Annotated in this window: 23 protein-coding genes; 13 read left to right on the top strand and 10 right to left on the bottom strand. The window is 39.2% G+C overall.

Annotated features, from left to right (window positions below):
• Nucleotides 1-86 precede the first annotated feature (86 nt).
• The 4 genes from CIL05_RS16975 to CIL05_RS16960 all read right to left on the bottom strand — a co-directional run bounded on the left by CIL05_RS16975 (nt 87) and on the right by CIL05_RS16960 (nt 4,740).
• Entirely contained in the window at nt 87-1,688 is a 1,602-nt protein-coding gene (locus CIL05_RS16975; RefSeq protein ID WP_095656738.1) for an extracellular solute-binding protein, read from the bottom strand.
• A gap of 89 nt (nt 1,689-1,777) precedes the next feature.
• Nucleotides 1,778-2,632 carry a Gfo/Idh/MocA family oxidoreductase gene (locus CIL05_RS16970; protein WP_095656737.1) on the bottom strand — a complete coding sequence of 285 codons (855 nt, stop codon included), beginning with the start codon at nt 2,630-2,632 and terminating at the stop codon, nt 1,778-1,780.
• Nucleotides 2,629-3,684, bottom strand: coding sequence for a Gfo/Idh/MocA family protein (locus tag CIL05_RS16965; protein WP_095656736.1), 1,056 nt, complete (start codon nt 3,682-3,684; stop codon nt 2,629-2,631). The genes CIL05_RS16970 and CIL05_RS16965 overlap by 4 nt, the downstream gene beginning before the upstream one ends.
• A 39-nt stretch (nt 3,685-3,723) precedes the next feature.
• Complete coding sequence (locus CIL05_RS16960; protein ID WP_095656735.1) at nt 3,724-4,740, bottom strand: AraC family transcriptional regulator; 1,017 nt, start codon at nt 4,738-4,740, stop codon at nt 3,724-3,726.
• Nucleotides 4,741-5,159: 419 nt separating this feature from the next.
• On the opposite strand from CIL05_RS16960, the gene CIL05_RS16955 reads away from it, so the two are divergent.
• Both CIL05_RS16955 and CIL05_RS22435 read left to right on the top strand, forming a co-directional pair.
• On the top strand, nt 5,160-5,366 hold the full coding sequence (locus CIL05_RS16955; protein ID WP_165769154.1) for a PfkB family carbohydrate kinase: 207 nt from the start codon (nt 5,160-5,162) through the stop codon (nt 5,364-5,366).
• 66 nt (nt 5,367-5,432) lie between these two features.
• Nucleotides 5,433-5,990 (top strand): Ltp family lipoprotein, encoded by a 558-nt coding sequence (locus CIL05_RS22435; RefSeq protein WP_206207796.1) that lies wholly within the window; start codon nt 5,433-5,435, stop codon nt 5,988-5,990.
• A 109-nt stretch (nt 5,991-6,099) separates the two neighbouring features.
• Here CIL05_RS22435 and CIL05_RS16945 read toward each other — a convergent pair whose 3' ends face one another.
• From CIL05_RS16945 to CIL05_RS16925, 5 genes are read right to left on the bottom strand one after another with little or no spacing between them, the layout of a single operon-like run.
• Entirely contained in the window at nt 6,100-7,281 is a 1,182-nt protein-coding gene (locus CIL05_RS16945; RefSeq protein ID WP_095656733.1) for a MalY/PatB family protein, read from the bottom strand.
• A 37-nt stretch (nt 7,282-7,318) separates the two neighbouring features.
• On the bottom strand, nt 7,319-8,329 hold the full coding sequence (locus tag CIL05_RS16940) for a PTS fructose transporter subunit IIC (RefSeq protein ID WP_206207795.1): 1,011 nt from the start codon (nt 8,327-8,329) through the stop codon (nt 7,319-7,321).
• A gap of 18 nt (nt 8,330-8,347) precedes the next feature.
• The gene (locus CIL05_RS16935; RefSeq protein ID WP_095656731.1) at nt 8,348-8,653 is read right to left on the bottom strand and encodes a PTS fructose transporter subunit IIB; all 306 of its coding nucleotides are present in this window, start codon (nt 8,651-8,653) and stop codon (nt 8,348-8,350) included.
• 18 nt (nt 8,654-8,671) lie between these two features.
• The gene (locus CIL05_RS16930) at nt 8,672-9,130 is read right to left on the bottom strand and encodes a PTS sugar transporter subunit IIA (RefSeq protein ID WP_095656730.1); all 459 of its coding nucleotides are present in this window, start codon (nt 9,128-9,130) and stop codon (nt 8,672-8,674) included.
• A 15-nt stretch (nt 9,131-9,145) separates the two neighbouring features.
• A complete protein-coding gene (locus CIL05_RS16925) occupies nt 9,146-11,110 on the bottom strand; it encodes a BglG family transcription antiterminator (RefSeq protein WP_095656729.1) in 1,965 nt (654 codons plus the stop codon).
• A gap of 705 nt (nt 11,111-11,815) precedes the next feature.
• Here CIL05_RS16925 and CIL05_RS16915 point away from each other — a divergent pair.
• The 9 genes from CIL05_RS16915 (at nt 11,816) to CIL05_RS16875 (ending at nt 21,412) form a co-directional block, all read left to right on the top strand.
• A complete protein-coding gene (locus tag CIL05_RS16915) occupies nt 11,816-12,484 on the top strand; it encodes an aspartate/glutamate racemase family protein (RefSeq protein ID WP_095656727.1) in 669 nt (222 codons plus the stop codon).
• 79 nt (nt 12,485-12,563) lie between these two features.
• Nucleotides 12,564-13,919, top strand: a complete 1,356-nt coding sequence (locus CIL05_RS16910) for a hypothetical protein (protein WP_095656726.1) — start codon at nt 12,564-12,566, stop codon at nt 13,917-13,919.
• 175 nt (nt 13,920-14,094) lie between these two features.
• Nucleotides 14,095-15,438, top strand: coding sequence for a hypothetical protein (locus CIL05_RS16905; RefSeq protein WP_095656725.1), 1,344 nt, complete (start codon nt 14,095-14,097; stop codon nt 15,436-15,438).
• A gap of 55 nt (nt 15,439-15,493) precedes the next feature.
• On the top strand, nt 15,494-16,648 hold the full coding sequence (locus tag CIL05_RS16900; RefSeq protein WP_095656724.1) for an NAD(P)/FAD-dependent oxidoreductase: 1,155 nt from the start codon (nt 15,494-15,496) through the stop codon (nt 16,646-16,648).
• A 25-nt stretch (nt 16,649-16,673) separates the two neighbouring features.
• Nucleotides 16,674-16,994, top strand: coding sequence for a (2Fe-2S)-binding protein (locus CIL05_RS16895; protein WP_095656723.1), 321 nt, complete (start codon nt 16,674-16,676; stop codon nt 16,992-16,994).
• On the top strand, nt 16,984-18,195 hold the full coding sequence (locus CIL05_RS16890) for an NAD(P)/FAD-dependent oxidoreductase (RefSeq protein ID WP_095656722.1): 1,212 nt from the start codon (nt 16,984-16,986) through the stop codon (nt 18,193-18,195). The genes CIL05_RS16895 and CIL05_RS16890 overlap by 11 nt, the downstream gene beginning before the upstream one ends.
• Complete coding sequence (locus CIL05_RS16885; protein ID WP_165769153.1) at nt 18,192-18,446, top strand: (2Fe-2S)-binding protein; 255 nt, start codon at nt 18,192-18,194, stop codon at nt 18,444-18,446. The genes CIL05_RS16890 and CIL05_RS16885 overlap by 4 nt, the downstream gene beginning before the upstream one ends.
• A 363-nt stretch (nt 18,447-18,809) precedes the next feature.
• A complete protein-coding gene (locus CIL05_RS16880; RefSeq protein ID WP_095656720.1) occupies nt 18,810-19,583 on the top strand; it encodes a transposase in 774 nt (257 codons plus the stop codon).
• A gap of 122 nt (nt 19,584-19,705) precedes the next feature.
• Nucleotides 19,706-21,412, top strand: coding sequence for a sigma-54 interaction domain-containing protein (locus CIL05_RS16875; RefSeq protein WP_095656719.1), 1,707 nt, complete (start codon nt 19,706-19,708; stop codon nt 21,410-21,412).
• A 71-nt stretch (nt 21,413-21,483) separates the two neighbouring features.
• Here the strand turns inward: CIL05_RS16875 and CIL05_RS16870 are convergent, their stop codons facing one another.
• A complete protein-coding gene (locus CIL05_RS16870; RefSeq protein WP_095656718.1) occupies nt 21,484-21,945 on the bottom strand; it encodes an S-ribosylhomocysteine lyase in 462 nt (153 codons plus the stop codon).
• A 336-nt stretch (nt 21,946-22,281) separates the two neighbouring features.
• On the opposite strand from CIL05_RS16870, the gene CIL05_RS22315 reads away from it, so the two are divergent.
• Together CIL05_RS22315 and CIL05_RS22310 are read left to right on the top strand one after the other, a co-directional pair.
• The gene (locus CIL05_RS22315; protein ID WP_165769152.1) at nt 22,282-22,434 is read left to right on the top strand and encodes a hypothetical protein; all 153 of its coding nucleotides are present in this window, start codon (nt 22,282-22,284) and stop codon (nt 22,432-22,434) included.
• Between the two features lie 327 nt (nt 22,435-22,761).
• Nucleotides 22,762-22,917 (top strand): hypothetical protein, encoded by a 156-nt coding sequence (locus CIL05_RS22310; protein ID WP_165769151.1) that lies wholly within the window; start codon nt 22,762-22,764, stop codon nt 22,915-22,917.
• The last annotated feature ends 64 nt before the right edge of the window (nt 22,918-22,981 follow it).

The raw sequence follows: 22,981 nt of genomic DNA, 5'->3' as shown, positions 1-22,981 counted from the left end.
ACCCCCACCGCTTTCAGAGAGAGGTAAGGAGAGATGTGGGGACGGTTCTCTTGTTTCGTGAAACAAAAGAACCGTCCCCTTGTTTCTTAATTGTTCTCAAATCTCTCAAGTGCATCGTTCTGAATTTCCATATATTCATCTAAATTCATTTGTTTCAAAGTCTCGACATAGTTATCCCATTCTGAAAAAGGGATATCTCCAGTAATGAATTTTGCCTGCATTTCGTCAACATATTTACTTATATCGGTTGCAATAGCTGGTAATTTCCTGTTCTCTTCTTCCGTAAAAGTAAATGGAGGCAAACCTCTTTCATCACTTAAATATGGCTCTATTTTTTCTACGGCTTCCAATGCGGTAGGTGCAGTTTCAGAACCCTTGAAGTACTTTTGTTTCTGAATCCCTGGATCTGGAAGTGGAGTCAGATAATGTGCATGTCTTCTCAGCGCTTCCTCTGTTTTTAGTCCATCTGGATTATTAGTTATTTGTTCTGTCAGTTCAAATTCTCCGTCAGATGTTTCCTCAAAAGAAACACCTTCCTCTCCCATAAATCTCAGTTTTGCGCCTTCATCACTATAAAAATAATCGGCCCATTTGATTGTAGCAACCGGATTTTCATTGGTATTTGTAATAACAAATGTGCCTATATTAAATACATAAGTTGTCAGTGTGAGTTGTTGGTCGCCATTTGGGCCGGCAAGTGGGATAGCGCTTTCAAAAATTTCACCAGCTTTTTCTCCAAGTACTGTTGTAGGGTCATAAAAGACTGTGCTTGCGTATTTCCCTTCTGCAGCATTAGCTAGGTACTGGTTCCATTCAATTGTATAAATGCTCTTGTCAATGAGCCCTTCCGTATACAATTTGTTAACGTACTCCAGCATTTTTTTGTAATTATCTGTTATCGGTTTAAAACGTAAATTTCCTTCAGAATCCTTATCTATGAGTGATCCTCTGTTATTTCCAAGACCAAATGATCCCTCAAGCCAACCAATCAAAGTGTACATTCCCGTAGAGCCAAAAGGAGTGATTTCAGGATTTTCTTCCTTTATTGCTTTTAGGTACTGATAAAATTCTTCTGTCGTTTCAGGTTTTTCCATTCCAACGGTGTCAAGTGATTCCCGATTAAAATACATTAATGGGAACGCCTGTGCTGATATGAAATCTGGTGACCTGAGATATGGTAAAGAATAAATATTTCCATCAGGATAGGTAATTGCTTTTCTGACATCAGGATATTCCTCTAAGATCTTTTTCAGATTTGGTGCATGCTCCTCAATTAAATCATCCAATTTAATAAAAGTACCCTGTTTAGCATATTTAAAAATATCAGAAGGGGGTAAATTTGCTCCATAAAATGCATGAGGTAAACTGCCGCTTGCAAGTGCTAAATTTCTTTTTTCTTCTACGGAGTCATAGGCGATTTCCTCCCAATTAATATTTATATTGGACATTTCTGTATATTGTCTCATGGAGCTAATTTCATTCAGATCACCTTCTACGCCTGGGTTTAAACCTACAAAGAAATCGAGTGTAATTGGTTCATCTACAATCGGCATGCCAGATTCATTTACGTTTTCAAGATTTTCTTCATTCGCTTGATTTTCTGCATTATCTTCCTTATCACTGCATGCTGTAATTAACAACATTGTTGCTACTATTACAAACAGAAATGGCAAAGTTTTAACCTTCACTAAAATTCCTCCTTAGTTGGTGGAAACAGGGGGACGGTTCTCTTGTTTCGTGAAACGGAAGAACCGTCCCCATGTTTCACACCCTTGTTTCACAATATAATCCATGTATCACGATTCTTCATTGCCTTTTTACCTGCATCAATCAGTGACATAATTTCTAAAGTCTCTTCCTTGGGTACTGGTGGTATGCCGGTTTCAAAAAAGTCTAGCATCGAATTAATCAGTCGTGTAAACATATCAGAACACGCTGGGATGTATCGTCCTTCTCCATTCTTTAATTGCAAATTGACTTGGAAGTCCGCATGCTGCATCTGGGAAAATGATGCTTGTCGTCCATCGTCATATTCAATGACTAACAATGAACTGTTACTTGTTGATAAGCTTTTGATTCTTTTTGCACCAAGCCCCATTTGTGAAACAATTATTTCATATTGATGAACCGAATAGTTATCGTATGTGCCAGGCCCCGTAGTCGCGATATATTCTAATGTTTCACGATTCACCTCACTGTTCGGATAGTCTGACAGTTCTTTTGCAAAACGTAACGCCGAACTCGAGAATAGCGGAGTACCATGCTTATCAGCCAGATCGAACATTCGAATCCCCGAATTCAAATTGGATGAAAATGTTTTATCTATATAAACAGGTTTACCTGAGATAAGCGGGAGATGTGTAAGTCGTTCGTGATGTTCTGGATGATCAGGAGAAAGAACTACAATATAATCAGACTTCTCCACAAGTTCTTCAATGGAGGAAAGCTTTTGAACCTGATTTTTCCTGCACCAACTATCTGTATCTAGCCCACTTGGTTGATCAATCTCTGCCCACGCATAGGTAACATCACAATTTCGTTTTGCTGCAGCTGCATTTTCTCTGATCCATTTAGGGTAATTATTGGCGTGCCATTCATCAAGATAATAATCTATGAACCCTATTTTCTTCATAGCTCGATCTCCCTTCCTTTTTCGGCAGACAGATAAATGGCCTCCATCACCTCGGAAGTGACAATCACATTATCGATATGGGATCTGCCTTTCTTCTGGTTAATCACGGATTGAATAAAACCATCAATTTCCCCGTAAAACGCATCTGATGTCGTGTAAGTTGGGGTTGTTTCATATAAGTTTCCATTTTTTGCAGAATATATTTTGAAGTTCCCCCCATATTGAAGCTTGATACCAGCTTTATCACCTAGAAATTCTACAAACATGGCTGACTCGTCAATATTTTGCGCCCATGCCCCGTTTAAGCTGATGGTCGGTCCAGTCGTCCTGATTAGACCTGTAACGAAATCTTCTACATCATATGTTCCATCATATACAGGTGGTCCAGCCCACATATTGATGTACGTATAGTCCTTCATGTCCTTTGCCAATTCACTGTGGGTGGCACCTGAAACAGTTAATACTTTCGGTTGATTCAGGCTGTAAAAAATTAAATCAAGAAAATGGACGCCCCAGTCAATCAATACCCCACCACCTGCAATATCCTTGGTTGTAAACGGTCCCCCAAGACCAGGAATCGATCGGTGCGAACGGAAAGAGCAGTAAACATGATAAACTTTTCCAAGCTCGCCATTATCAATTATTTGTTTGATTTTATTTACCGCTGTATTGTACCGATTGACAACGCCAATGTTGAGAATCCGATTGTTCCGTTCTGCAGCCGCTTTCATTTCACTGACTTGTTTCATATTAATCCCTGCAGGTTTCTCACAAAGCACATGCTTTCCTGCGTTCAGACACTCGATTGCTATAGGTGCATGTGTATTGTTTGGGGTACAGATAGAAACGACTTCTACTTCTTTATCATCAAGTATTTTTTTAAAGTCCGTTTCCGTATGTGTGACACCATATTTTTGCGCTTTTTCTACGGCACTTTCTTGGCTGATGTCAATGAGATACTTGATTTCCGTTAATTCATTGTTGACATAAGATTCCATATGATTGTCAGAAATCGTACCACATCCAATTACCGCAACTTTAATTTTGTTCATCTGAGCTAACCTCCAATCACTTTGATATATTTAAGCTTATCAAATTTTCCAAAGTGATGGTTTATCCTTTTTTACTGTTGTGTTGTTCCTTTTTTGTGTTGTGAGATGTGGGACGGTTCTCTTGTTGCGTGAAACGGAAGAACCGTCCCCTTGTTTCATTAATAAGGTTTGATATCCAGTTGGAGATACACCGAAGTTTTGGCGAAAGGCTTTGCTGAATGCATGAATCGATTGATATTGCAGCTTTTCCGCGACCTGGGTCACATTCAGTTCTCCGCTCTTCAGCCATTCAATGGCCTTCTCGAAACGTTTGCGGTTGTAATAATCCTTGATGGTCAGTCCAATCTCTTTGGCGAAAATACTGGACAAATAAGAGTAACTGTAATGCAATTCTTCGGCAATATCGGACAATGCTTTTATACGGTAGAGGTTCGTATCGATATAGTTAATTACTTTGTACACGATTTGTTTTGTCTCGCTATCTTTCATACCAGGCCTATATTTAGTTAACCAGTTATCGCAAAAACTGCGGTAGGCTAATACCACAATTTGATGAAGATACATTTCTATCATGTACGTAGAGTATTTTTCGAGGTTGATCAGCTCATTGAAGATCTGGACAAAGGGAACTTCAATGTTTTGCTTATTCGATACAACGGACTGTTGGAGTTGATCAAATAGCTTTTTGATATGGGAAAGTGAATTTTGTTCATCTGCACCGTTTACAAAATTGAAGCCAACATAGAAATAGCGGAATGGGTTATCATCATCCGCTTTGCCGCCATGAAGCTCTCCGGGAACATTAAGAATGATATCCCCTTCCCCGACCCGATAGCAATCGTCCTTATTCATAAAAATACCGGTACCAGAAACGATATAGCTAATTTCATAGCACAATTGCTTGTGCTCAGGAACAACATAGCCACCCTTGCAACTTAAATCTCCAATCTGATACAACATGATGGACTCAAACAACTGAGGTTCATTGAAATAGCTATTATCAAAATGAAAGTTTGTGCCTTTTTTGATAGATTCTTTTGACCATTCCTTTTTCATGATTTTATCTCCTTTATCGGTTTCCTTACAAAGTGATCCAGTTTCTCCAACTATTCGCCCAAAGGCAAGATGTATGCCAAGATTTATAAACAGTCTTTTTGTTCCTCGTTAACTGGCAGTAATACCACCACTGAATGAAGTTTTACATTATTAGATAGGATTTCACTTGAAAATAAAAAAAGAATCCGTTTCTTCAAGAGTTAAAAGTACAACCAAATAACCTGCAGAAAGGATTCTTATAATGGCTACTTTACCGCAATTATCACTAGATTTCAATCGGGTAAACGTGGGGACGGTTCTACCGTTTCACAAAAAATAGATTTTAAATTTGAAACGTGGGGACGGTTCTCCCGTTTCATAAAGCCTCGAACTAACATCACCCAGTGTCCAAATTTAGCCCGTAAACTATTAGCCGGAAATTGGGAGAACAGGATTGTCTCATTGTTACTTCAGACAGAACCGAAAAAGCCCCTACCTTTTCCGTTGAGAAAGTCGATGCCATTGGTGCTGGTGATTCATTTACAGGAGCATTAGCTGTTGCATTTTTAGAAGGAAAGTCTATCATAAAAGAAGCGGAGTTTGCTAATTTAATTGGCTCTAATTGTAAGAAATATGATCCAGGATAATAGTCTTGCGATATCTTAGCGGATATATGATAATATACCCATGATATTACATATGGGGGAATAACAATGAAAAAGATGTTAGTGTTGATGTTGTCATTACTTGTTGTTTTTATTTTGGCAGCATGCGGAGAAACAGAAATAGATAATGTTGATTCAGCAGAAGAAGATCAAACAGAAGAAGTAGCGGAGACAGAAAAAAACGAAGAAAAAGTTGAAGAAGAGATTGAGGAAGTAGAAGAAGCCGAAGCGGAAGAAGTCATTGAAGAAACGTCAGAGGAAGAAATAGTAGAAGAAGTGGCTACAGAAGAGGCTGAGACTGTAGAAAACCCTGATGAAACATTATCACAAAAAAATGCAGTAGATATGGCTGAAGGCTATTTAGACTATACAGCTTTTTCTGAAAGTGGTCTAATAGAACAATTAAAATTTGAAGGATTTGATGATGAGGACGCAACTTATGGAGTAAACCAAATAAGTGTTGATTGGCAAGAGCAAGCAGTAAGTATGGCTCAAGATTACTTAGACTACTCAAGTTTCTCAAGAAGCGGTTTAATAGAACAGCTGGTGTTTGAAGGCTTTAGTAATGAAGACGCTACTTACGCAGTAGATGAAATAGGACTTTAAGATACAAGGGGACGGTTCTTGTGTTGCAAATAGTGCAACACAAGAATAGATATTAGTTCTACACAAAACTGAGTGAAACGGGAGAACCGTCCCCACGTTTCCACCATGTTTACCCAATTGCATCGATAGATTTCTTTAATCTTTCCAAGCCATCTCTCAGTTTTTTTCTTGGACTGCCAAGATTCATGCGCAGAAATTTGCCATTATTTACTTGGTAAACTTTGCCTGACATGATACCTACATTTCCGATATTTACAAGGGCATCTTGTATTTCATCTTCTGATGCGTGTAAATTTGAGCAGTCAATCCATGCAAGATACGTAGACTCTGGTATGTTAAATGCTACATTTGGAAGTTCATCTTGTATGAAGGAAGAGACTAGCTTCATATTGTCATATAAGTAAGCAATTAGTTCATCTACCCAATAGTCAGCATGATTGTATCCTTCAATAATGGAAAGCACACCAAATATTGTTGCACTTGATAGGCCATCACGCTGTTTCATGATTGCTGAAAATTGTTCTCTGATCTTTTTATCTGGGATGAATGTATAGGAACCACCCAGACTTGGTGTATTAAATGTTTTACTGGCGGATGTGCAAATAAATAGGTTATCCTTATTTGCTGCCATGCTCGTAATGGGTGTATACCTATGATTCTGATAGACAATATCCATATGGATGTCATCAGAAATGATTTTTACATGATGTTTTTCACATAAGTCCACGATTTGTTGTAATTCATGATGGTTCCAAACCCTTCCAGTTGGATTATGCGGGTTGCAGAAAAGCAGTACTTTCGCTTTCGGACAGGATAATTGCATTTCCAGCAAATCGAAATCTATTGAATATGAACCATCTCTATAGATTAACGGATTTTTAACCATTTCCCTGCCCGATGAAGTTATCTGTTTAAAAAACGCATCATAGCCGGGTGTCTGTAAAATGATTTGGTCGTTTTCTTCTGTTAAAATTTCGATTAACTTAGAAATGGAATAAATGACACTTGGACTGTAAACAATCCACTCATCAGGCATATGCGCTGAAAAACGTGATTTGTACCAATGTGTAATAGCTGACTTATATGCATCATGATTCCATCTCGTATAGCCGAATATACCATGTTTCGCATGCTCATCAATGGCCTGTAAAATCTCAGGAGGGCTTTGGAAATCCATATCCGATATGGAAAAAGGGAGTACATCACTTTTGCCAAAACGGTCTTTTGCAAAATCCCATTGTGTGCAATAAGTTTCTTTTCTATTAATTATTTTGTCAAAATTAATACTCAAAGAAACACCTCCTTTAGAAGTAAAGATTTATTATTTATTAAAATGATAATCCTGCATCTTCTGAGTCATCCACGTCACTTTCTTTACGCAGAATTCCTACTGTTAATGCAATAATGATTATTGCAACAAGAAGACCAATTAATAACATAAATGGGCCATTTACAAATGGTAGCCCCCAGATTCCAATTGCTGCAGGGATAGGAGATTCTGCTCCCAGCATTAATGCAATTCCTCCGCCTATGCCCGAGCCGATTGTGATGACTGGAATAACTTTTAATGGAGTAGCAACAGCGTAAGGAATAGCACCTTCCGTAATTCCTAATGAGCCCATTAATACTGCGGGAATTGCATTACCTTTTTCTGATTTAGAGAATTTTTTTGGGAATATTAGTGTTGCTAAAGATAATCCTAATGGAGCAGCCATAATACCAATCCAGCATGCTGCCATCGGAGCATAGATTCCTTCAGCAAGTGTAGCATAACAGAATGCTAAAGCGATTTTATTTACTGGACCACCCATATCGAATGCCATCATAGCGCCAATAATGAATCCTAAGATTAATAGATTATTGCCTTCCATAGAATTAAGCCAATTTTCTAAACCAGTCATTGCTGGAGCTAAAGGAATTGATATCAGCCACATGAAAATGGCGGCTGCTCCAATACCTAGCACAGGGATGATCATGATTGGTTTAATTACTGCGATATTTGGATGCAGCGGTATTTTCTTTAATTGGTTCGTAATCCAACCCGCGAAGAAACCAACTAAAATACCACCAATGTAACCAGTTCCCAGTTCAGCTGCAAACACACCACTGGCAAGACCGACAGCAATTCCTGGCCTGTCAGCAATAGAATAGGAAATATAACCTGCAATCATTGGTACCATCAAACCTAAAGTCCATACTCCATAGTTAACTAATTGTTCACCCATCGAAGTTTCTTCGCCAATAATTACTCCCAGTGAAAGTAAAATTCCACCTGCGACTACGATAGGAATCATGTAAGAAACACCTGTCATGAGATGTTTTTTAGCTTCGTTCCACATAGTTTTCACTCCCATTTCCTATAGTTTAGCTGTTGCGTCTTCAATTACCTTAGCTGCATTTTTAACTGCTGCTGCAACTGGAACTTCGTGAATGGTTTTACTGTCAAATCTATTTGCTTTTTCGATTTTTGTATCAATTGCCAGAATGACTAAATCAGCTTTTTCCAAGTCCTTGGCTTTGATTTCATTTTCAATTCCCATTGATCCTTGCGTCTCTACTTTAATCTTATGTCCCAGTTTCTTAGCGGCCTTTTCCAGTCCTTTTTTTGCCATATACGTATGAGCTACCCCGGCTGGGCAAGCAGTTACTGCTAAAATATTCATGATTGATTCTCTCCTTTGTTATTTAAAAATACTAGTGATTGTTTTAAGGATTTCTTCCTTAGTATTTGCCGATTGCAATGAGTCAACGAAATCTTCTTCCATTAGGTTCTCTGATAATTTAGCCAATAATTTTAAATGTACAGTTCCTTCCTGCTTCTTCGGAACGGCTAATGCGATTAGTAACTGTACAGGCTTATCATCCATAGCATTCCATTCAACAGCTTGTTTCAGCTTTATTACACTAATGGTAGGTTCAAGAACTCCATCAACTTTGGCATGGGGAATGGCAACTCCGCCACCAAATCCAGTTGTTGAAGTGTTTTCTCTTTCCAGCATTCCGTTCAAATAACTTTCTCCACTTTCCAAGCGTCCGGCATTATAAGCTATATTGGCAACTTCTCTTAATGCCTCATTTTTTGTTTGTGCATGAACATTTAATTCAATTAGACTTTTATTAATTAATTGTGAATTATTCATAGGTGATTCTCCTTACTAAATTGAGTCAATGATTTCCAAAAATTCATTGAAATTTCCTTTTTTGCACAAGCTCTGAACATTTTCAGATGACTGGATAATCTCATATAATGATTCGAATATCTCCTGGAACTTTGCTTGCCATCTTTTTTCCAATACTATAATCATTACCAGTTCAACTTCTTCATTTGGGGACCATTTTACTTGCTTGTCTAGAATTGCTGTACATATAAATGATCGTTCAGAGACCATATTCAATGGATGTGGTATGGCAACCATATTTCCAATAGAGGTTGGAGATATCCGCTCTCGTTCCATGATGGACTTTTGAATTTCAGTGTCTATATAACCCTGCTGAATCATTTTCCTTGTCAGAAAATCCAGCGTTTCCTCTTTTGTCTTCGTTTTTAAACCAGAAAAAAACATTTCTTTACTGAAAAACTGACTGATGATTTTTTTCCTATTATGATTTTTTTCTAGTGAGCTTTGGATTACCGATACATCTTTGTCATCTAGAATTGATGGCACATGAACAACAGGTATATCCAGCGCTCTTTCAATTGGAACAGTGGTCAGAATAAAATCAGGATTTTGTTTTAAAAGTTCATCCAGCTGATGCAAAGCATATGCACCGATAAGGTTATAGGTATTGTCCAGAAAATGAGAAAGCTTTGTTAAGAGCAACTCTGATGTAGCCATACCTGAAGCACATACTAATGCGACCTTTTTCTTGGATATTGATTTTATTCGCTGTCTTTCAATCGCTGCGCCAAAATGTAAAGCCAAAAAACCGATTTCATTCTCATTCACCTTAAAACCTGTTTCTTTTTCTACACAATGAGCTGCAATGACTCCTGTTTCAAAGGCAAGAGGATACTTGATTTTTATTTCGCGAACCATGGGGTTCCTAATATTCATATTAAAGGTGAGTCTCGTTACTAACTGCTTCAGATGTAAACCAAGGCTGTAAATCAGTTCCTCATCGTCACTGATATTCAATCCTTTCAGGCTAATTCTTGTTTGTTCAACGATATCAAGCGATAATTGGAAGGTATCTTCACCTAAAAATAACTTTAAATCAGATAGTGAAATATTCCCTTTTTGCCCAAGTCTATTTCCAACTAAGTGCAGCGTGGTATAAGCGATTTCCTGCTCGGGGATCTTGATGCTATATAGGTTTTCAATGGATTCATTAATCCTTATAGCAATTCTGTACTCACTTTCACCTTTTAGGGATTCCATGTTGCTGATTGAACTGATGGGCTGTCCGCTTTTAATTCTTCCAATAGCGATAATAATATGGAACGCGATTTTATTTAATGTATTATCTGTTACTTCGATATCGTTTTTACTTAATTCATGGAGAATGATTGTTTTTATTTTATTAATATCTTCATCTGAGAAGTGATAGCCAAAACTACTGACTAGTTTAATAATTAAACTGTTATCGATTTCCTCACTGTGTATAAAATAGTCGGAAATGCAGAATCGCTTGTTTATTTCATTACCCTTGGCTTGTATGCCTTTGTTGTCATTAACAACTTTAATGTTGTATTTATTTAAAATTTCCTTTACTTTTTTCAGATCGTTTTTTATCGTTGAATCGCTTACATATAATTCGTCAACAAGTAACTCAATCTTGATACTTTCATTGGAATATAATAGCTTTTTGGTAATAAATCGAACCCTGTCTTCCGGTGTAACTGAATTGACCTCAAGCGTAAGTCTTTCTGTCTCAACTTTATTCAGTAACACTTTGAGTTGTTCTTGAGACGCAAGGGGAACTTTATAACCTTTGCTTTTTTGAGATAAGATTTCTACTCCATACCTATTAATTTCGTGATTAATTATCTTAATATCTTCTCGTATTGTTCTGGACGTCACCCCCAGTTTTGTTGCGAGTTCTTTACCTGTAACAAATTCATTTGCTGAAGAGAGTATCTTAATAATTTCTACCATTCTGACGGTCAAATATAAGTGCAATTTTGTACCCCCTTAAGTTTATTATAATTAATGGGTCGAAAGTTTCACAGGGACATTTTTTCCTTTACTAAGAGGAAGTGTATTGTTTTGATACGTGATAACAGTAAGATGAATTATTCCTTTGCCATAATAACATGTGGCATGTTATCTTGCTCTTATTTCATCAACTATATTTTTAGTATGAATGAATTTCATAATATTAGCCCTGATTTGAAAAGCCCCACCAGTTATCAAGCCGACTAACACAATTCCGATTATTATTATTTTAAACAATGACGTAAAAGTGGGTGCTAACCAAAGTTTGATTTTATTACATATTATATAATTTATAAACATTTTATTGGGAATTTTATATATTTTCACTTATTTGTCTTTCCCATATTTTTAAATTAAGTTGCTCAATAGCTCTATGAAGAAAGGATTTATCCTCTAATACTCCCAATCCCATTTTAAATTACAATTTTTGGCATGGTTTTTGCATATTGAATTGTAAGCGTTTTCTCTTTTGGCAATATACTAATACTGTTTAAAAAAGTAAAAAAGGGCTATCTAGAATAATTCAGCTAACAATTACTATAAATAGTAATAGTTAGCTGTTAAGGTGTCCTCATTCTAAAATGTTGAAATGAAGTGAAACGGGAGAACCGTCCCCTCGTTTCCAAAGGAGGTGAAATATACTGTTGGAATTGCGCAGTTATTACTAAAATGAACAAAGCAAAAATAGGAATATTAATGTTGGAGACGCAGTTTCATAGACCAATAGGGGATATTGGCAACAAAGATACATTTTCTTTTCCTATCGCTTATAAAATAGTGAAGGGGGCAAGTATTTCCCGGGTCGTCAAAGAAGGAAACCGTGATTTAATAGAACCATTTGTTCAGGCTGCAAAGGAATTTGAAAGAGAAGGAATGAAAGCAATTACTACAAGCTGTGGGTTTCTGGCTTTATATCAAAAGGATATCCAGCAGCAATTAAACATACCATTTTATTCCTCCAGTTTATTGCAAATACCGATAGCTAGTATTACGGCAGGTGGACCGGTGGGGGTTATTACCGCCTCGAAGTCCAGTTTGAAACCGGCACACTTTGAAGGAGTCCATGCTGAACAACATCATGTGATTGTAAAAGGGATGGACGAAATGCAGGCGTTTTCCGGGACTATTATTAGAGAAGAAATCGCATTGGATGAGGCTGCTGTTAAAGCGGAAATGAAAAAGGCGACTGCCGAATTTGTTGCAGCGCATCCGGAAATAAAAGCAATCATACTGGAATGTACGAATATGCCGCCATATAAAAAAGTAATCCAGGAAGTGACTGATTTGCCCATTTTTGATAGTACGACGCTGGTAAATTATATTCATTCAACCATCTAGAAGCGCATAACCAGTGCTACGTGAACCACGTGAAACGGGAGAACCGTCCCCCCGTTTCACCAAAAAAGAGGGGGATTTTATGATTGAAATTGTGATACCGCTTTTATTGTTATTTATAATTGCTTTGGTAAAGCAGATACCAGTGATCGGTGGGAATATAAAAGTTGCTCTGCTCGTAGCGGCTGTTTCTTCAGCGATTATTTCCGGACTTGGCCTAATTGAGACTTCCTTGGCATTTATTGATGGTATTGATCGTTTGTCTTGGGTAATCATGCTGTCGCTTTTTGGATCGTTATATGCTGAGTCTCAAGTAAAGCTTGGGGCGATGGACACAACATTAAATAGTCTCAGGTCCTTATTTGGGGATTCGCCAAAGGGGTTAATTGCAGCTATCTTTATTACATTAATTATTGCCGGGTCCTTTTTGGGTGATGCCATTGCAGCTGCAACGGTTATTGGGTTCCTGGTTATTAACTCGCTCCATGAGTTAAAAGTGAAACCTGAACAAATTGGGATGATTATTTTAGTTGGTGCATCGATAGGTTCCATTATGCCCCCGATTACCCAGGGAGTTTTTCTTTCATCTTCTTTAATTGGTACTGATCCGGATCCGGTTATCAAAATTGCCTATATCACGGTGACGATTGGTGGTATTATTGCTATTTTGGAATCATTCCGGTTTGTGCGTGGCAGAAAGATGCCGGAACATTTAAAAACGACGCAGTCTATTTTTCAAATTTTAAAAGAAAAGTGGATGACGTTAATCCCACTTGCTGTTCTGGTTGCTATTGTTATTGCTAATACGCTATTTGAATATAATATTTTCACAGAATGGGCTTTCTTTGCCGCTATTTTAAATCCATTAATGGAAATCCCGATTTTGCAAGGGGTCACATTTCAGGTGGTATCGGCCATTATCATTGCCATCATCGTCAGTTTCCTTTTCCCAGTTGTTCGGAAAGAAGCAAAGGGAGTATTTAAAGGCGGGCTGGCAAAAGTAAGTCAAACTGTACAAATTCAGCTTTGTGCCGGGGTTATGGTAGGGGTGTTTTATGCATCCGGTCTCATTGATAAAGTTGCCCTGATGACAGAAGGGCTCGCTGCTTCCATGGTGAAAATCGGTGGAGCCATATCCATTGTTGTTGTTGGGATGCTCACAGGTTCCCAAACCACAGCCCAATCGGTTAACGTTACTTTTTTGGGACCAATCTTGGAAAATATGAATGTGGATCCGAGTATGATCGCACTCGGTGCATCGCATATCGCGGCAGCTGGTCAGAATATGCCGCCAGTTGGTTTGACGGCATTCGTCGTATGTGGATTGATCGGTGGAATTTTAAGTAAGGAAGTGGACCCACTCAAAGTTATGATGCTTGCCTTGCCAAATTCCCTTTACTTTTTACTGATTGGATTAGTTGCATGGTTTATAGGATAAGCGGGTGATACAGGGGTGATACAGGGGGACGGTTCTTGTGTTGCAAATAGTGCAACACAAGAATAGATATGACTTCTACACATGAAACGGGGGAACCGTCCCCCTGTTCACACCCCCATGCCACAAAACTAAGTGAAACGGGGGAACCGTCCCCCCGTTTAGGGAGATATCCGTCTTGAATATGTTATCTAATGGTGTCATTGTCATATTAATTGTTACCTTTATCATTGGCCAACTTTTTCCCAATCCATTTTTCTTTGCAGTTTACACGATTTTAACTGCGGTGGTAGCCATCATCGGTGTGTTCTATAGCAGGGGGCTGCCGAGAATATTCGGGCTTATTATGGTGGTTATAGGCTGCAGTGTATTTTTTTATCAGCAGCAGCCGTTGGAAATTTGGGCAGAGGGGATTACGAGAAACCTGCCGCTTGTTTGTTTGATTGTTGTGGTTCCTGTGCTGGGTATTCCAATTGGTTTAGGAGATTATCATCGTCATCTGGCAGGAATAACTTCCCGTTTCCAACAAAAACCGCAGTTTATGTATTTGTTTATTTCCGGTCTTTTTTCGCTAATTGCTCCCATTACGAATTTGGGTTCCATGTATATTATTCACGCCATGCTCCAGAAGTTGAAGCTGCCTGACAGGTTGTTGGGAAGGGTATATGCGCGTGGATTTACATCGGTTCATACCTGGTCACCATATTTTGCGTCTGTATTTTTAGTTGTGTACTCCCTTAACATTCCCATTTATCAGTACTTGCCATATGGGCTGCTGCTGAGTATTTTCCAACTTTTTGTTGGGTACTATCTGTTCAAGTTTATTGAAATGCGGAATATAGAATTGATGATCAGAGACAGTGTAGTGAACCCAAATTACAAAAAAATGTATGAGCTTTTTGCCGTCCTTTTTCTGCTGACCGGATTTATTTTTGCGCTTGAACCATTTATCCAGCTGAGTGTAAGTGTACTAATCACGTTAACCGTATTTTTCTTTGCGTTCTTATGGACGGTTTATTTGCGATATCCCGGTCATTTTTTTAAAGAAGTAAATGAATACAGGAAAATTATTATTCCGAGCAGGGCGAATGAAGTGAACCTGCTTTTGACAGCCGGGTTTTTCGGCCTGGTGCTGACGCACACACCAGTTTCTGGCTATATTCAGAATGTGTGGGGCGGGATGGCGAATATATCCATATTCTTATTAATCGTCATGACAATCAGCCTCATTACGCTGCTTTCTTTTATCGGAGTCCACCAAATTGTAACGATTAGTGCTTTGGTAGCAACCGTTTCCTATGATGAATTGGGCATCCATGTCATGGTTATGGCAATGATGCTGTTGAGTGCCTGGTCAGTGGCGGCGACTATTTCACCAGTCTCGCCGGTTGTTATCAGTACTTCGGGTCTAATAAAAACAAATGTATTTCAAATCATTCGCTGGAATTTGCCGTATGCAGCCGTGCTTTTGCTGGTACATTCCGCAGTTATATATGGTGTTCATGTATTTTTATTCAGTTAGGGTACCAGTTCTACAATTTTTAAATCATAGATAATGAGTTTTGAGGAGGGAATAGGTGAGCTATAAGGTGATTGTGGCAGGCGGAGGTCTTATTGGAACTTCCATTGCCTACTATCTAGCAAAGTCAGGAGCAGAAGTTACGTTAATCGATTCCAAAGATATTGCTTCAGGTACTTCGGGATCCTGTGATCGTGCCATTATGATCCAATCGAAAAAGCCTGGTCCAACACTGGATCTTGCCATTAAAAGTGCAGCATTATATCAGGATCTGGAAGAGGAACTGGAAGTGGATCTGGAATATAGAAAAAGCGGCGGAATGATTATCATTGAAACAAAGGAAGAGTTAAAGGTAATAAAGGATATGGTCGCCCTCCAGCAAAAATCGGGGGTAGATGTTAGGCTTATTTCCGGTGATGAGGCCAGAAAACGTCAGCCTGGATTATCAGAAGATTTATTAGCTTCCACATGGTGGGAGCATGATGCAGAAGTCAATCCGTTAAAGGTTTCGTTTGCGATGGCAAGTGCGGCCCGAAGACTGGGAGCTGTGATCAAACTGGGCTCGCCGGTGAGAAATCTTATGACAGAAAAAAACCGGGTGATTGGAGTAGAAACATCAGAGGAGGAGTTATATGCGGATGCCGTTGTTGTGGCTGCGGGAGTGTGGACGCCACAATTACTGAAGCCGCTTGGAGTGGATGTGCCAATCATTCCAAGACAGGGCCAGATCCTTGTCTCCGAAAGACTTCCCCCGCTTCTTCGTACAGGTATACTTAGTGCTTCCTATATCACGAATAAATTAAGGAAGGGAGCGTCCAGAGAAGCTGCCGATCCTTTCGGGGTGGGGTTAGCTATCGGCCAAACTCATAGTGGATCATTGCTAATTGGTGGTTCCCGGCAATTTGTCGGCTACAATACAGAGACGAATCCGGAGGTCACTCAAAAAATTGGGGAAGTAGCAGTCCGTGCTTTTCCTCAGCTGGCAAAGGTCCGGATTATCCGTACGTTTACTGGACTCCGCCCTTATACCGCTGATGCCAAGCCTATTCTCGGAGCCGTGCAAGGTATGGATGGGATTTATATAGCTGCAGGACATGAAGGAGATGGCGTGGCACTGGCTCCTATTACAGGGAAAATCATGGCACAGATTGTATGTGGGGAAGAACCTGAAAAGGATATGCGTGCATTTTCCTTGAGCCGATTTAAACAGTAAACAAAGTCACGAAGGGAGTGAATAGATGTTGTCAAATTCCTACAGATTGGATCAGACAGAACAAAAAACAATCGAATTCTATTTTAATCATGAAAAATTAATTGGCTATGATGGGGAACCTATTGCAGCTTCTTTGCTTGCCAATGGCATCAAAACAATTCGCACCTGTGAAATTACCGGTGAAAACCGTGGGATTTTTTGTGGGATTGGTCATTGCTATGAGTGCCGGGCTGAGGTGGACGGTGTTCCTAACGTCCGAACCTGTCTGACTCCAAACAGAGAAGGTATCGAGGTTTTCTCCTCCAACCCATCTCTAAATAAGGGAGAATTAGAAAATGAAAGTTGATGTTGCCATCATCGGGGCCGGGCCTTCCGGTTTAACCGCTGCGATAGAAATGATTGAAAATGGTTTAACTGTTGCTGTCATTGATGAGTATTATCGTCCTGGAGGGAGATTGCTGGGACAGCATTATGAGGATCCCAAAGCTGCCCCTGATCAGAGAGTCTGGAATGGAAAGAACATTGCAGATCAATTGGAGAAAAAGGCAAGGGGCCTTGGTGTTCATATCTTTACAAATGTTACAGCGTGGTCAGTGAGTGAAAAATGGAAAATACATTTATCTCACCCGAAAATTAATATGATAGTGTCAAAGGTGTTACTATTGGCAACCGGTTCAGCAGAAAAAGCATTGCCGATTCCCGGTTGGACTTTACCCGGCGGAATAAGCATCGGGGCTGCCCAGACATTTACGAATTTACATCGTGTAGCAGTGGGGGAAAAGGTGCTCATTGCAGGGATAGACCCACTCTCATTATCTGTAATGATCGAGATGAAAAATGCCGGTATCGATGTAGCGGGTATGGTCCTGCCACCAATATCTCCTGCTTCTGGCAACCATCATACCCCTGTGCAAACCGTTGCAAGACTTAAAGATGTTGCGGGCCTTGCACCCAATTCTTTCATCCGTACATTTGGAAAATATGCACTGGCTTGGTTTCCCCGATTAATCGCTCATGCACTAAGATTTAATTTTCTTAAGGTGAATGGTGTACCAATCCATTTGCGTAAATCAATCGTTAGGATAGAAGGCAGTGAACAGGTCGAAGCAGTAATACTGCAATCTGTATCCGCAGACGGGAAGCCCGTTGGACAAGCTGAGCGAATGGAAGTGGATGCCGTCTGTTTATCCGCTGGGCTGTACCCACTAGTGGATCTTGCAGAGACAACAGGCTGTACGCTGGTGGATATTCCTGAATTAGGAGGAGTGATTCCATTACATGGACCGGATATGACCACAACGATAAACGGTTTATTTGTAGCCGGGAATATTACCGGAATTGAAGGAGCAAAAGTTGCCATCGCACAGGGCCAGCTTGCAGCGGTTTCAATTCTGAAATCATTGGGAAAGAATGGCTCGATTACTGTTCAAGAGGCAAAAATGGAAATGGAAAAAGCGCGGATACAATCTCCACTCCGTTTTTTACCAAATATTGATGAAGGCCGTACGAAATTGAATAAGCTATGGGAGAAAGAAGGCGTTATATGAATGACATGATTATTTGCCGGTGTGAAGGTGTTTGCTTATCGGAAGTTCTGGACGCAGTGGAAGATGGTGCCAACAGTGTACCCGGAATTAAAAAGAGAGTAAGGGTTGGCATGGGGTATTGCCAGGGCAGGGTCTGCCAGCCAATAGTACGTGATATTCTGGAATCGAAATTAGGTAACGGAACAAAGCCTCACCTACAACGTGCACAAAACCCAGTCCGACCAGTGATACTAGGTGACATTGTTAGGTGAGACGTGGGGACGGTTCTCTTGTTTCATGAGACGCAGGGGGTGAGACGGGTGAGACACAGGGACGGTTCTTCCGTTTCATAAATTAATTTAAAAATGATAGAAAATAGATTTTGACTTAATAAATCTGGGGGATTATTTAATTTGATCCCTCTTTTCTGTTGTAAAGAGTAGTTTTAGCTGAAGTAAGGGAGCATAAAATTTAGTTTTCAGGGGTTCATGCGTTTTTGACTATTTTCTATTAATTATTTATCTTGTATATATGAACTCGAAACAGAGGAAACGTGGGGACGGTTCTCCTGTTTCGTGAAACGAAAGAACCGTCCCCACGTTTCCCTCCCCAAATATTTATAAAGTGGTGATGATATGCCTCGAAAACCTAGAACTAAGAGTCGAAGTGGTATTTATCATGTTATGTATAGAGGTGCCAACCGACAAGAGATTTTCCACGATGAAGCAGACAACATGAAGTTTCTTGAAACTATCCTCAGATATAAACAAACCTCCGAGATGAAAGTTTTTGCGTGGAGTTTGATGAATAATCATGTACATTTATTGTTGAAAGAAGGGAATGAGCAATTATCGTTGACCTTAAAACGCATTAGTGTAAGTTTTGTTCATTATTATAACGCTAAGTATCGTACAACTGGTCATTTATTCCAGGATCGTTATAAAAGTGAGAATGTGGAATCACGAAGATATTTATTCACGGTAATTCGTTATATACATCAAAATCCTGTGAAGGCGCGGATTGTTCAGCAAATTGATGAATGGAATTGGAGCAGCTGTCATGGTTATTATGGTGAAAATAGCTCCCCAGAGGGCTTACTAGACTATGATTTTGTCTTAGGATTAGTTTCTAATGATGTAATACAAGCGAGAGAGAGATTCAAAGAATTTAATGAGCGTAAAAATAGTGATACTTGTTTAGAGGATGAAAATAAAGTGAGGATTACGGATGAAGAAGCAACTTGGGCTATCAGGGATATCTTAGGTATAATTGAGATTGCGCAAGTGAAAAGTTTGCCTAGAATGCAAAGAGATAACTTATTAGGGAAAGTGAAGGAATTAGAAGGTATATCACAACGCCAGGCAGCAAGGATTTTAGGAGTTTCAGCTAGTTTGATTAATAGAGCATGATACAAGGGGACGGTTCTTGTGTTGCAAATAGTGCAACACAAGAATAGATATTAGTTCTACACAAAACTAAGTGAAACGGGAGAACCGTCCCCCCGTTTCCCCGTTTGAAAGGAGGAATCAGGATGGCATTACATACTGCGTTATTCGTTTTGGTTATTGGCTATCAGCGGGATATACTGGATCAGCTGATTGGCTGGAATGAGAAAAGGTGGATCTCCCTGATGGGGGTGCTCGATCCTATATTTGATCAAAACAGTTATAAAGGAATTCAAGTCTATCATTCTAGAGAACAGTTGGGTGAATCGAAAGCTGATATCATTTTGATTGCCGGAAAAGAAAAAGCATATTGGGAAGAAGCGGAAAAGATAAAGAGAACAAACAGCGTAATTATTGAATTAGATACATTTTGGATTTTAGAAAAAACCGTTCATCAAATCAGCGAAATTCAATCATTAACTAGGAGGCAAAAAGTTTTTCAAACCATTTTAACGCATTCACATGAAGGCGTGCAGTTTATTGATTCCAACGGTATTGTACGATTTGTAAACCCTTCCTTCTCCAGGATTACGAATATCCCTCCGGAGGAAAGGCTGGGAAAGCATATAGATGAAGTTTCCCCGGATGGATCGTTAGCCAAAGCCTTTAAAACCCGGGCTGCCGTGCTAAGTCATACATCTTCCAGTCTGGGCTCAAATGTAGAATCCATTGCCAATGCAGCTCCAATTTTCAGTGATAATAAATTTATCGGCGCAGTTACCACGTTCCAGGATGTTACCGAAGTAAAATACTTAACAGAAAAACTGATGGAACATGAACAGAAACAGAAAGTTCGTGATCAGCAAACAAGTGGCGGATATAAATCTAAACATTCACTTGATCATATTATTGGGGAAAGTGAAGCGATTAAGGAAACATTAAACCAGGCTAAGAATGCAGCACGATCCAGGTCCACTGTATTAATCACTGGAGAAAGTGGAACTGGTAAAGAGCTTTTGGCTCATTCCATTCATACAGAAAGTAATTTTAGTGAACAACCATTTGTCACTGTAAATTGCGCAGCGATTCCTGAAAGCTTACTGGAAAGTGAGTTATTTGGCCATGAAAAAGGGGCTTTCACGCATGCAGTAAAACAAAAAGCAGGAAAGATTGAATTAGCTGATGGGGGAACTTTATTTTTAGATGAAATAGGGGACATGGATCTTTCCTTACAGGCGAAAATGTTAAGAGTATTGCAGGAAAAGGAATTTGAAAGGATCGGCGGATTAAAGAAAATTCATGTGGATTTTCGGATTATTGCAGCCACAAATGCTGATTTGGAAAAATTAGTTTCAGAGGGTAAATTTCGTGAAGACTTATATTATCGCTTTAATGTTATCCGTCTTGAAGCACCTCCATTGAGAAAAAGAAAAAAAGATATACCTTTATTGGTTCAGGAGCTGTTAAACAGGATAGGGCAAAAAGTAGGATTCAATCCAATGGAGCTTACAGAAAAGGGAACTTCGTATTTACTCGAGCATGAATGGCCAGGAAATATCCGGGAGCTTGAAAATTTTCTGGAAAGAATAATGAATGAAAGCACCTCCTCGGTCATCCCGGATGCTTTGGTAAAAAAACATATGTATAGAACGCAGGTTGCTTCCATAAAAAGGGGCGGAAAGAATTCCAAGATCCCTTCGCTTTTAACCCTGAAGGAGATGGAAAAAGATCATATCCAACAAACATTGGATCATTATGGGACTTCGATGGAAGGCAAAAAAAAGGCTGCGCACTCTTTGGGTATATCCATTTCAACACTTTATAATAAAATCAGGGATCATCAATTGGAATGAGACGTGGGTGAAACGTGGGGACGGTTCTCTTGTTTCGTGAAACGCAAGAACCGTCCCCACGATGCACCTCCTTAAAAAACACTATTCCATTCATCTTTTTTCGCAAGCATTTCGTGAGCCAGCTCTTTCGCACCTTCCAGGCTGTGGCTTGCTGCCCAGCCACATTGTACTTCATTACATGCAGGAACTTCTTCAGCTTCCAGCACGTCTTTCAATGTTTTTTCGACTGTATCCAGAATTCCTTCATAGCTGTCGTCATTCAGTACCGTTAAATAGAAGCCGGTCTGGCATCCCATAGGGCCTAAATCTACGACACTATCATGATGGTTCCGGATTAATTCTGCCGTCAAGTGTTCTAGTGAATGCAGTGCGGGCATTTCCATGTGTGCTTTGTTCGGCTGTTTGAAGCGCAGATCATATTTGTGGATCACATCACCTTTTGCGCCCTCTGTCGTACCAGCCAAGCGGATATAAGGTGCTTTCACCTTTGTATGATCCAGGTTAAAACTTTCAACATTCATTGTTTTTACCATTATAAATACACTCCTTATCTTTTAATCTATTTTAACATATTTTAATTACTGTTCATCTTTTTTAATTTCTGAAAACCAATAAGATCCGTTTCATTCTATAAATAGCAAGTGCGAAGTCGTGCACCCCTTGACCTAAGCTGTGCACCATCGACCAAAATCTGTGCACCCCGTCAGGAAAGCCTTGCACCCTTGGCCGTAGGCAGTGTACTATCGTCAAAAATCTGTACACTCTCACCGCAAAGCCGCACACCCCTGCCAAAAGCTGTGCACCTCATTTGCTGATAATTTAAGCGGAATAGCAGAAATAGACGATTTGGACGCTGGGGATCTTATGTTATGTATGGACTCAGACGAGGCAGCGTAATTCATCATACTGCAATAATTATGGTTGATCCCCATGATGATTTCTATGTTGCAACTGTAGTGAATAGAGGGAAAAAGTTATTTATTATACGACAAACCCTGACTATAGCGATGATTTACCAATAACAATTTCTAACTGGCTACCGGAAATTTTTATAAATAATATTGAAATGAATTATAAAGATTTATAAAGATAGTTGCTCAGAGGTGTTAGGAAAAGCAATTAAGGTATAACTGTCAGCTTGTAGAGAAAGCGGTTGTTTTTCTCTGCAAGCTTTTTTGATTTTGTTCCAATAAAAATTAACTATGAATATATTGTAGAAACTAGTATAATAGTTCTATATGAATTATTATTAATCAATTAGGTCTTGTGACAATTACAAATGAAAATAGAAGATTATAAGAAATCAACGAAAGTTTTATCTAAATATCAATATAAAGGTGGATATTAAATTGAGTGAGCAGGTAGCGTATACAAGCATGTTACAAAAAATGATTAGTGAGGTAGAGCACCATAACATTCAGACGGCCGGAGAGTTAGTCCAAATATTAATTGATGAGTTATCATCTAAAAACTTAAATGAAAACAATCATTCACTAGCTGAATAATGAAGGTTTATGAAACAACTGAAAAAATAGGCGTATATCATTTTTATTTATGATTTATTTGAAT

Origin of the sequence: Virgibacillus profundi (genome assembly GCF_002287375.1) — a bacterium.
Lineage (GTDB): Bacteria > Bacillota > Bacilli > Bacillales > Amphibacillaceae > Virgibacillus_K > Virgibacillus_K profundi.
The sequence above is the reverse complement of the archived record's forward strand: the minus strand, read 5'-3'. Positions and strand labels throughout refer to the sequence as shown.

Bases quoted from the DNA above. Each gene is read 5' to 3' on its own strand.
- CIL05_RS16970 (WP_095656737.1), bottom strand. From the start codon at position 2,632: ATGAAGAAAATAGGGTTCATAGATTATTATCTTGATGAATGGCACGCC.
- CIL05_RS16965 (WP_095656736.1), bottom strand. From the start codon at position 3,684: ATGAACAAAATTAAAGTTGCGGTAATTGGATGTGGTACGATTTCTGAC.
- CIL05_RS16960 (WP_095656735.1), bottom strand. From the start codon at position 4,740: ATGAAAAAGGAATGGTCAAAAGAATCTATCAAAAAAGGCACAAACTTT.
- CIL05_RS22435 (WP_206207796.1), top strand. From the start codon at position 5,433: ATGAAAAAGATGTTAGTGTTGATGTTGTCATTACTTGTTGTTTTTATT.
- CIL05_RS16940 (WP_206207795.1), bottom strand. From the start codon at position 8,329: ATGTGGAACGAAGCTAAAAAACATCTCATGACAGGTGTTTCTTACATG.
- CIL05_RS16935 (WP_095656731.1), bottom strand. From the start codon at position 8,653: ATGAATATTTTAGCAGTAACTGCTTGCCCAGCCGGGGTAGCTCATACG.
- CIL05_RS16930 (WP_095656730.1), bottom strand. From the start codon at position 9,130: ATGAATAATTCACAATTAATTAATAAAAGTCTAATTGAATTAAATGTT.
- CIL05_RS16915 (WP_095656727.1), top strand. From the start codon at position 11,816: ATGAACAAAGCAAAAATAGGAATATTAATGTTGGAGACGCAGTTTCAT.
- CIL05_RS16910 (WP_095656726.1), top strand. From the start codon at position 12,564: ATGATTGAAATTGTGATACCGCTTTTATTGTTATTTATAATTGCTTTG.
- CIL05_RS16895 (WP_095656723.1), top strand. From the start codon at position 16,674: ATGTTGTCAAATTCCTACAGATTGGATCAGACAGAACAAAAAACAATC.
- CIL05_RS16890 (WP_095656722.1), top strand. From the start codon at position 16,984: ATGAAAGTTGATGTTGCCATCATCGGGGCCGGGCCTTCCGGTTTAACC.
- CIL05_RS16885 (WP_165769153.1), top strand. From the start codon at position 18,192: ATGAATGACATGATTATTTGCCGGTGTGAAGGTGTTTGCTTATCGGAA.
- CIL05_RS16880 (WP_095656720.1), top strand. From the start codon at position 18,810: ATGCCTCGAAAACCTAGAACTAAGAGTCGAAGTGGTATTTATCATGTT.
- CIL05_RS16875 (WP_095656719.1), top strand. From the start codon at position 19,706: ATGGCATTACATACTGCGTTATTCGTTTTGGTTATTGGCTATCAGCGG.
- CIL05_RS16870 (WP_095656718.1), bottom strand. From the start codon at position 21,945: ATGGTAAAAACAATGAATGTTGAAAGTTTTAACCTGGATCATACAAAG.
- CIL05_RS22315 (WP_165769152.1), top strand. From the start codon at position 22,282: ATGTATGGACTCAGACGAGGCAGCGTAATTCATCATACTGCAATAATT.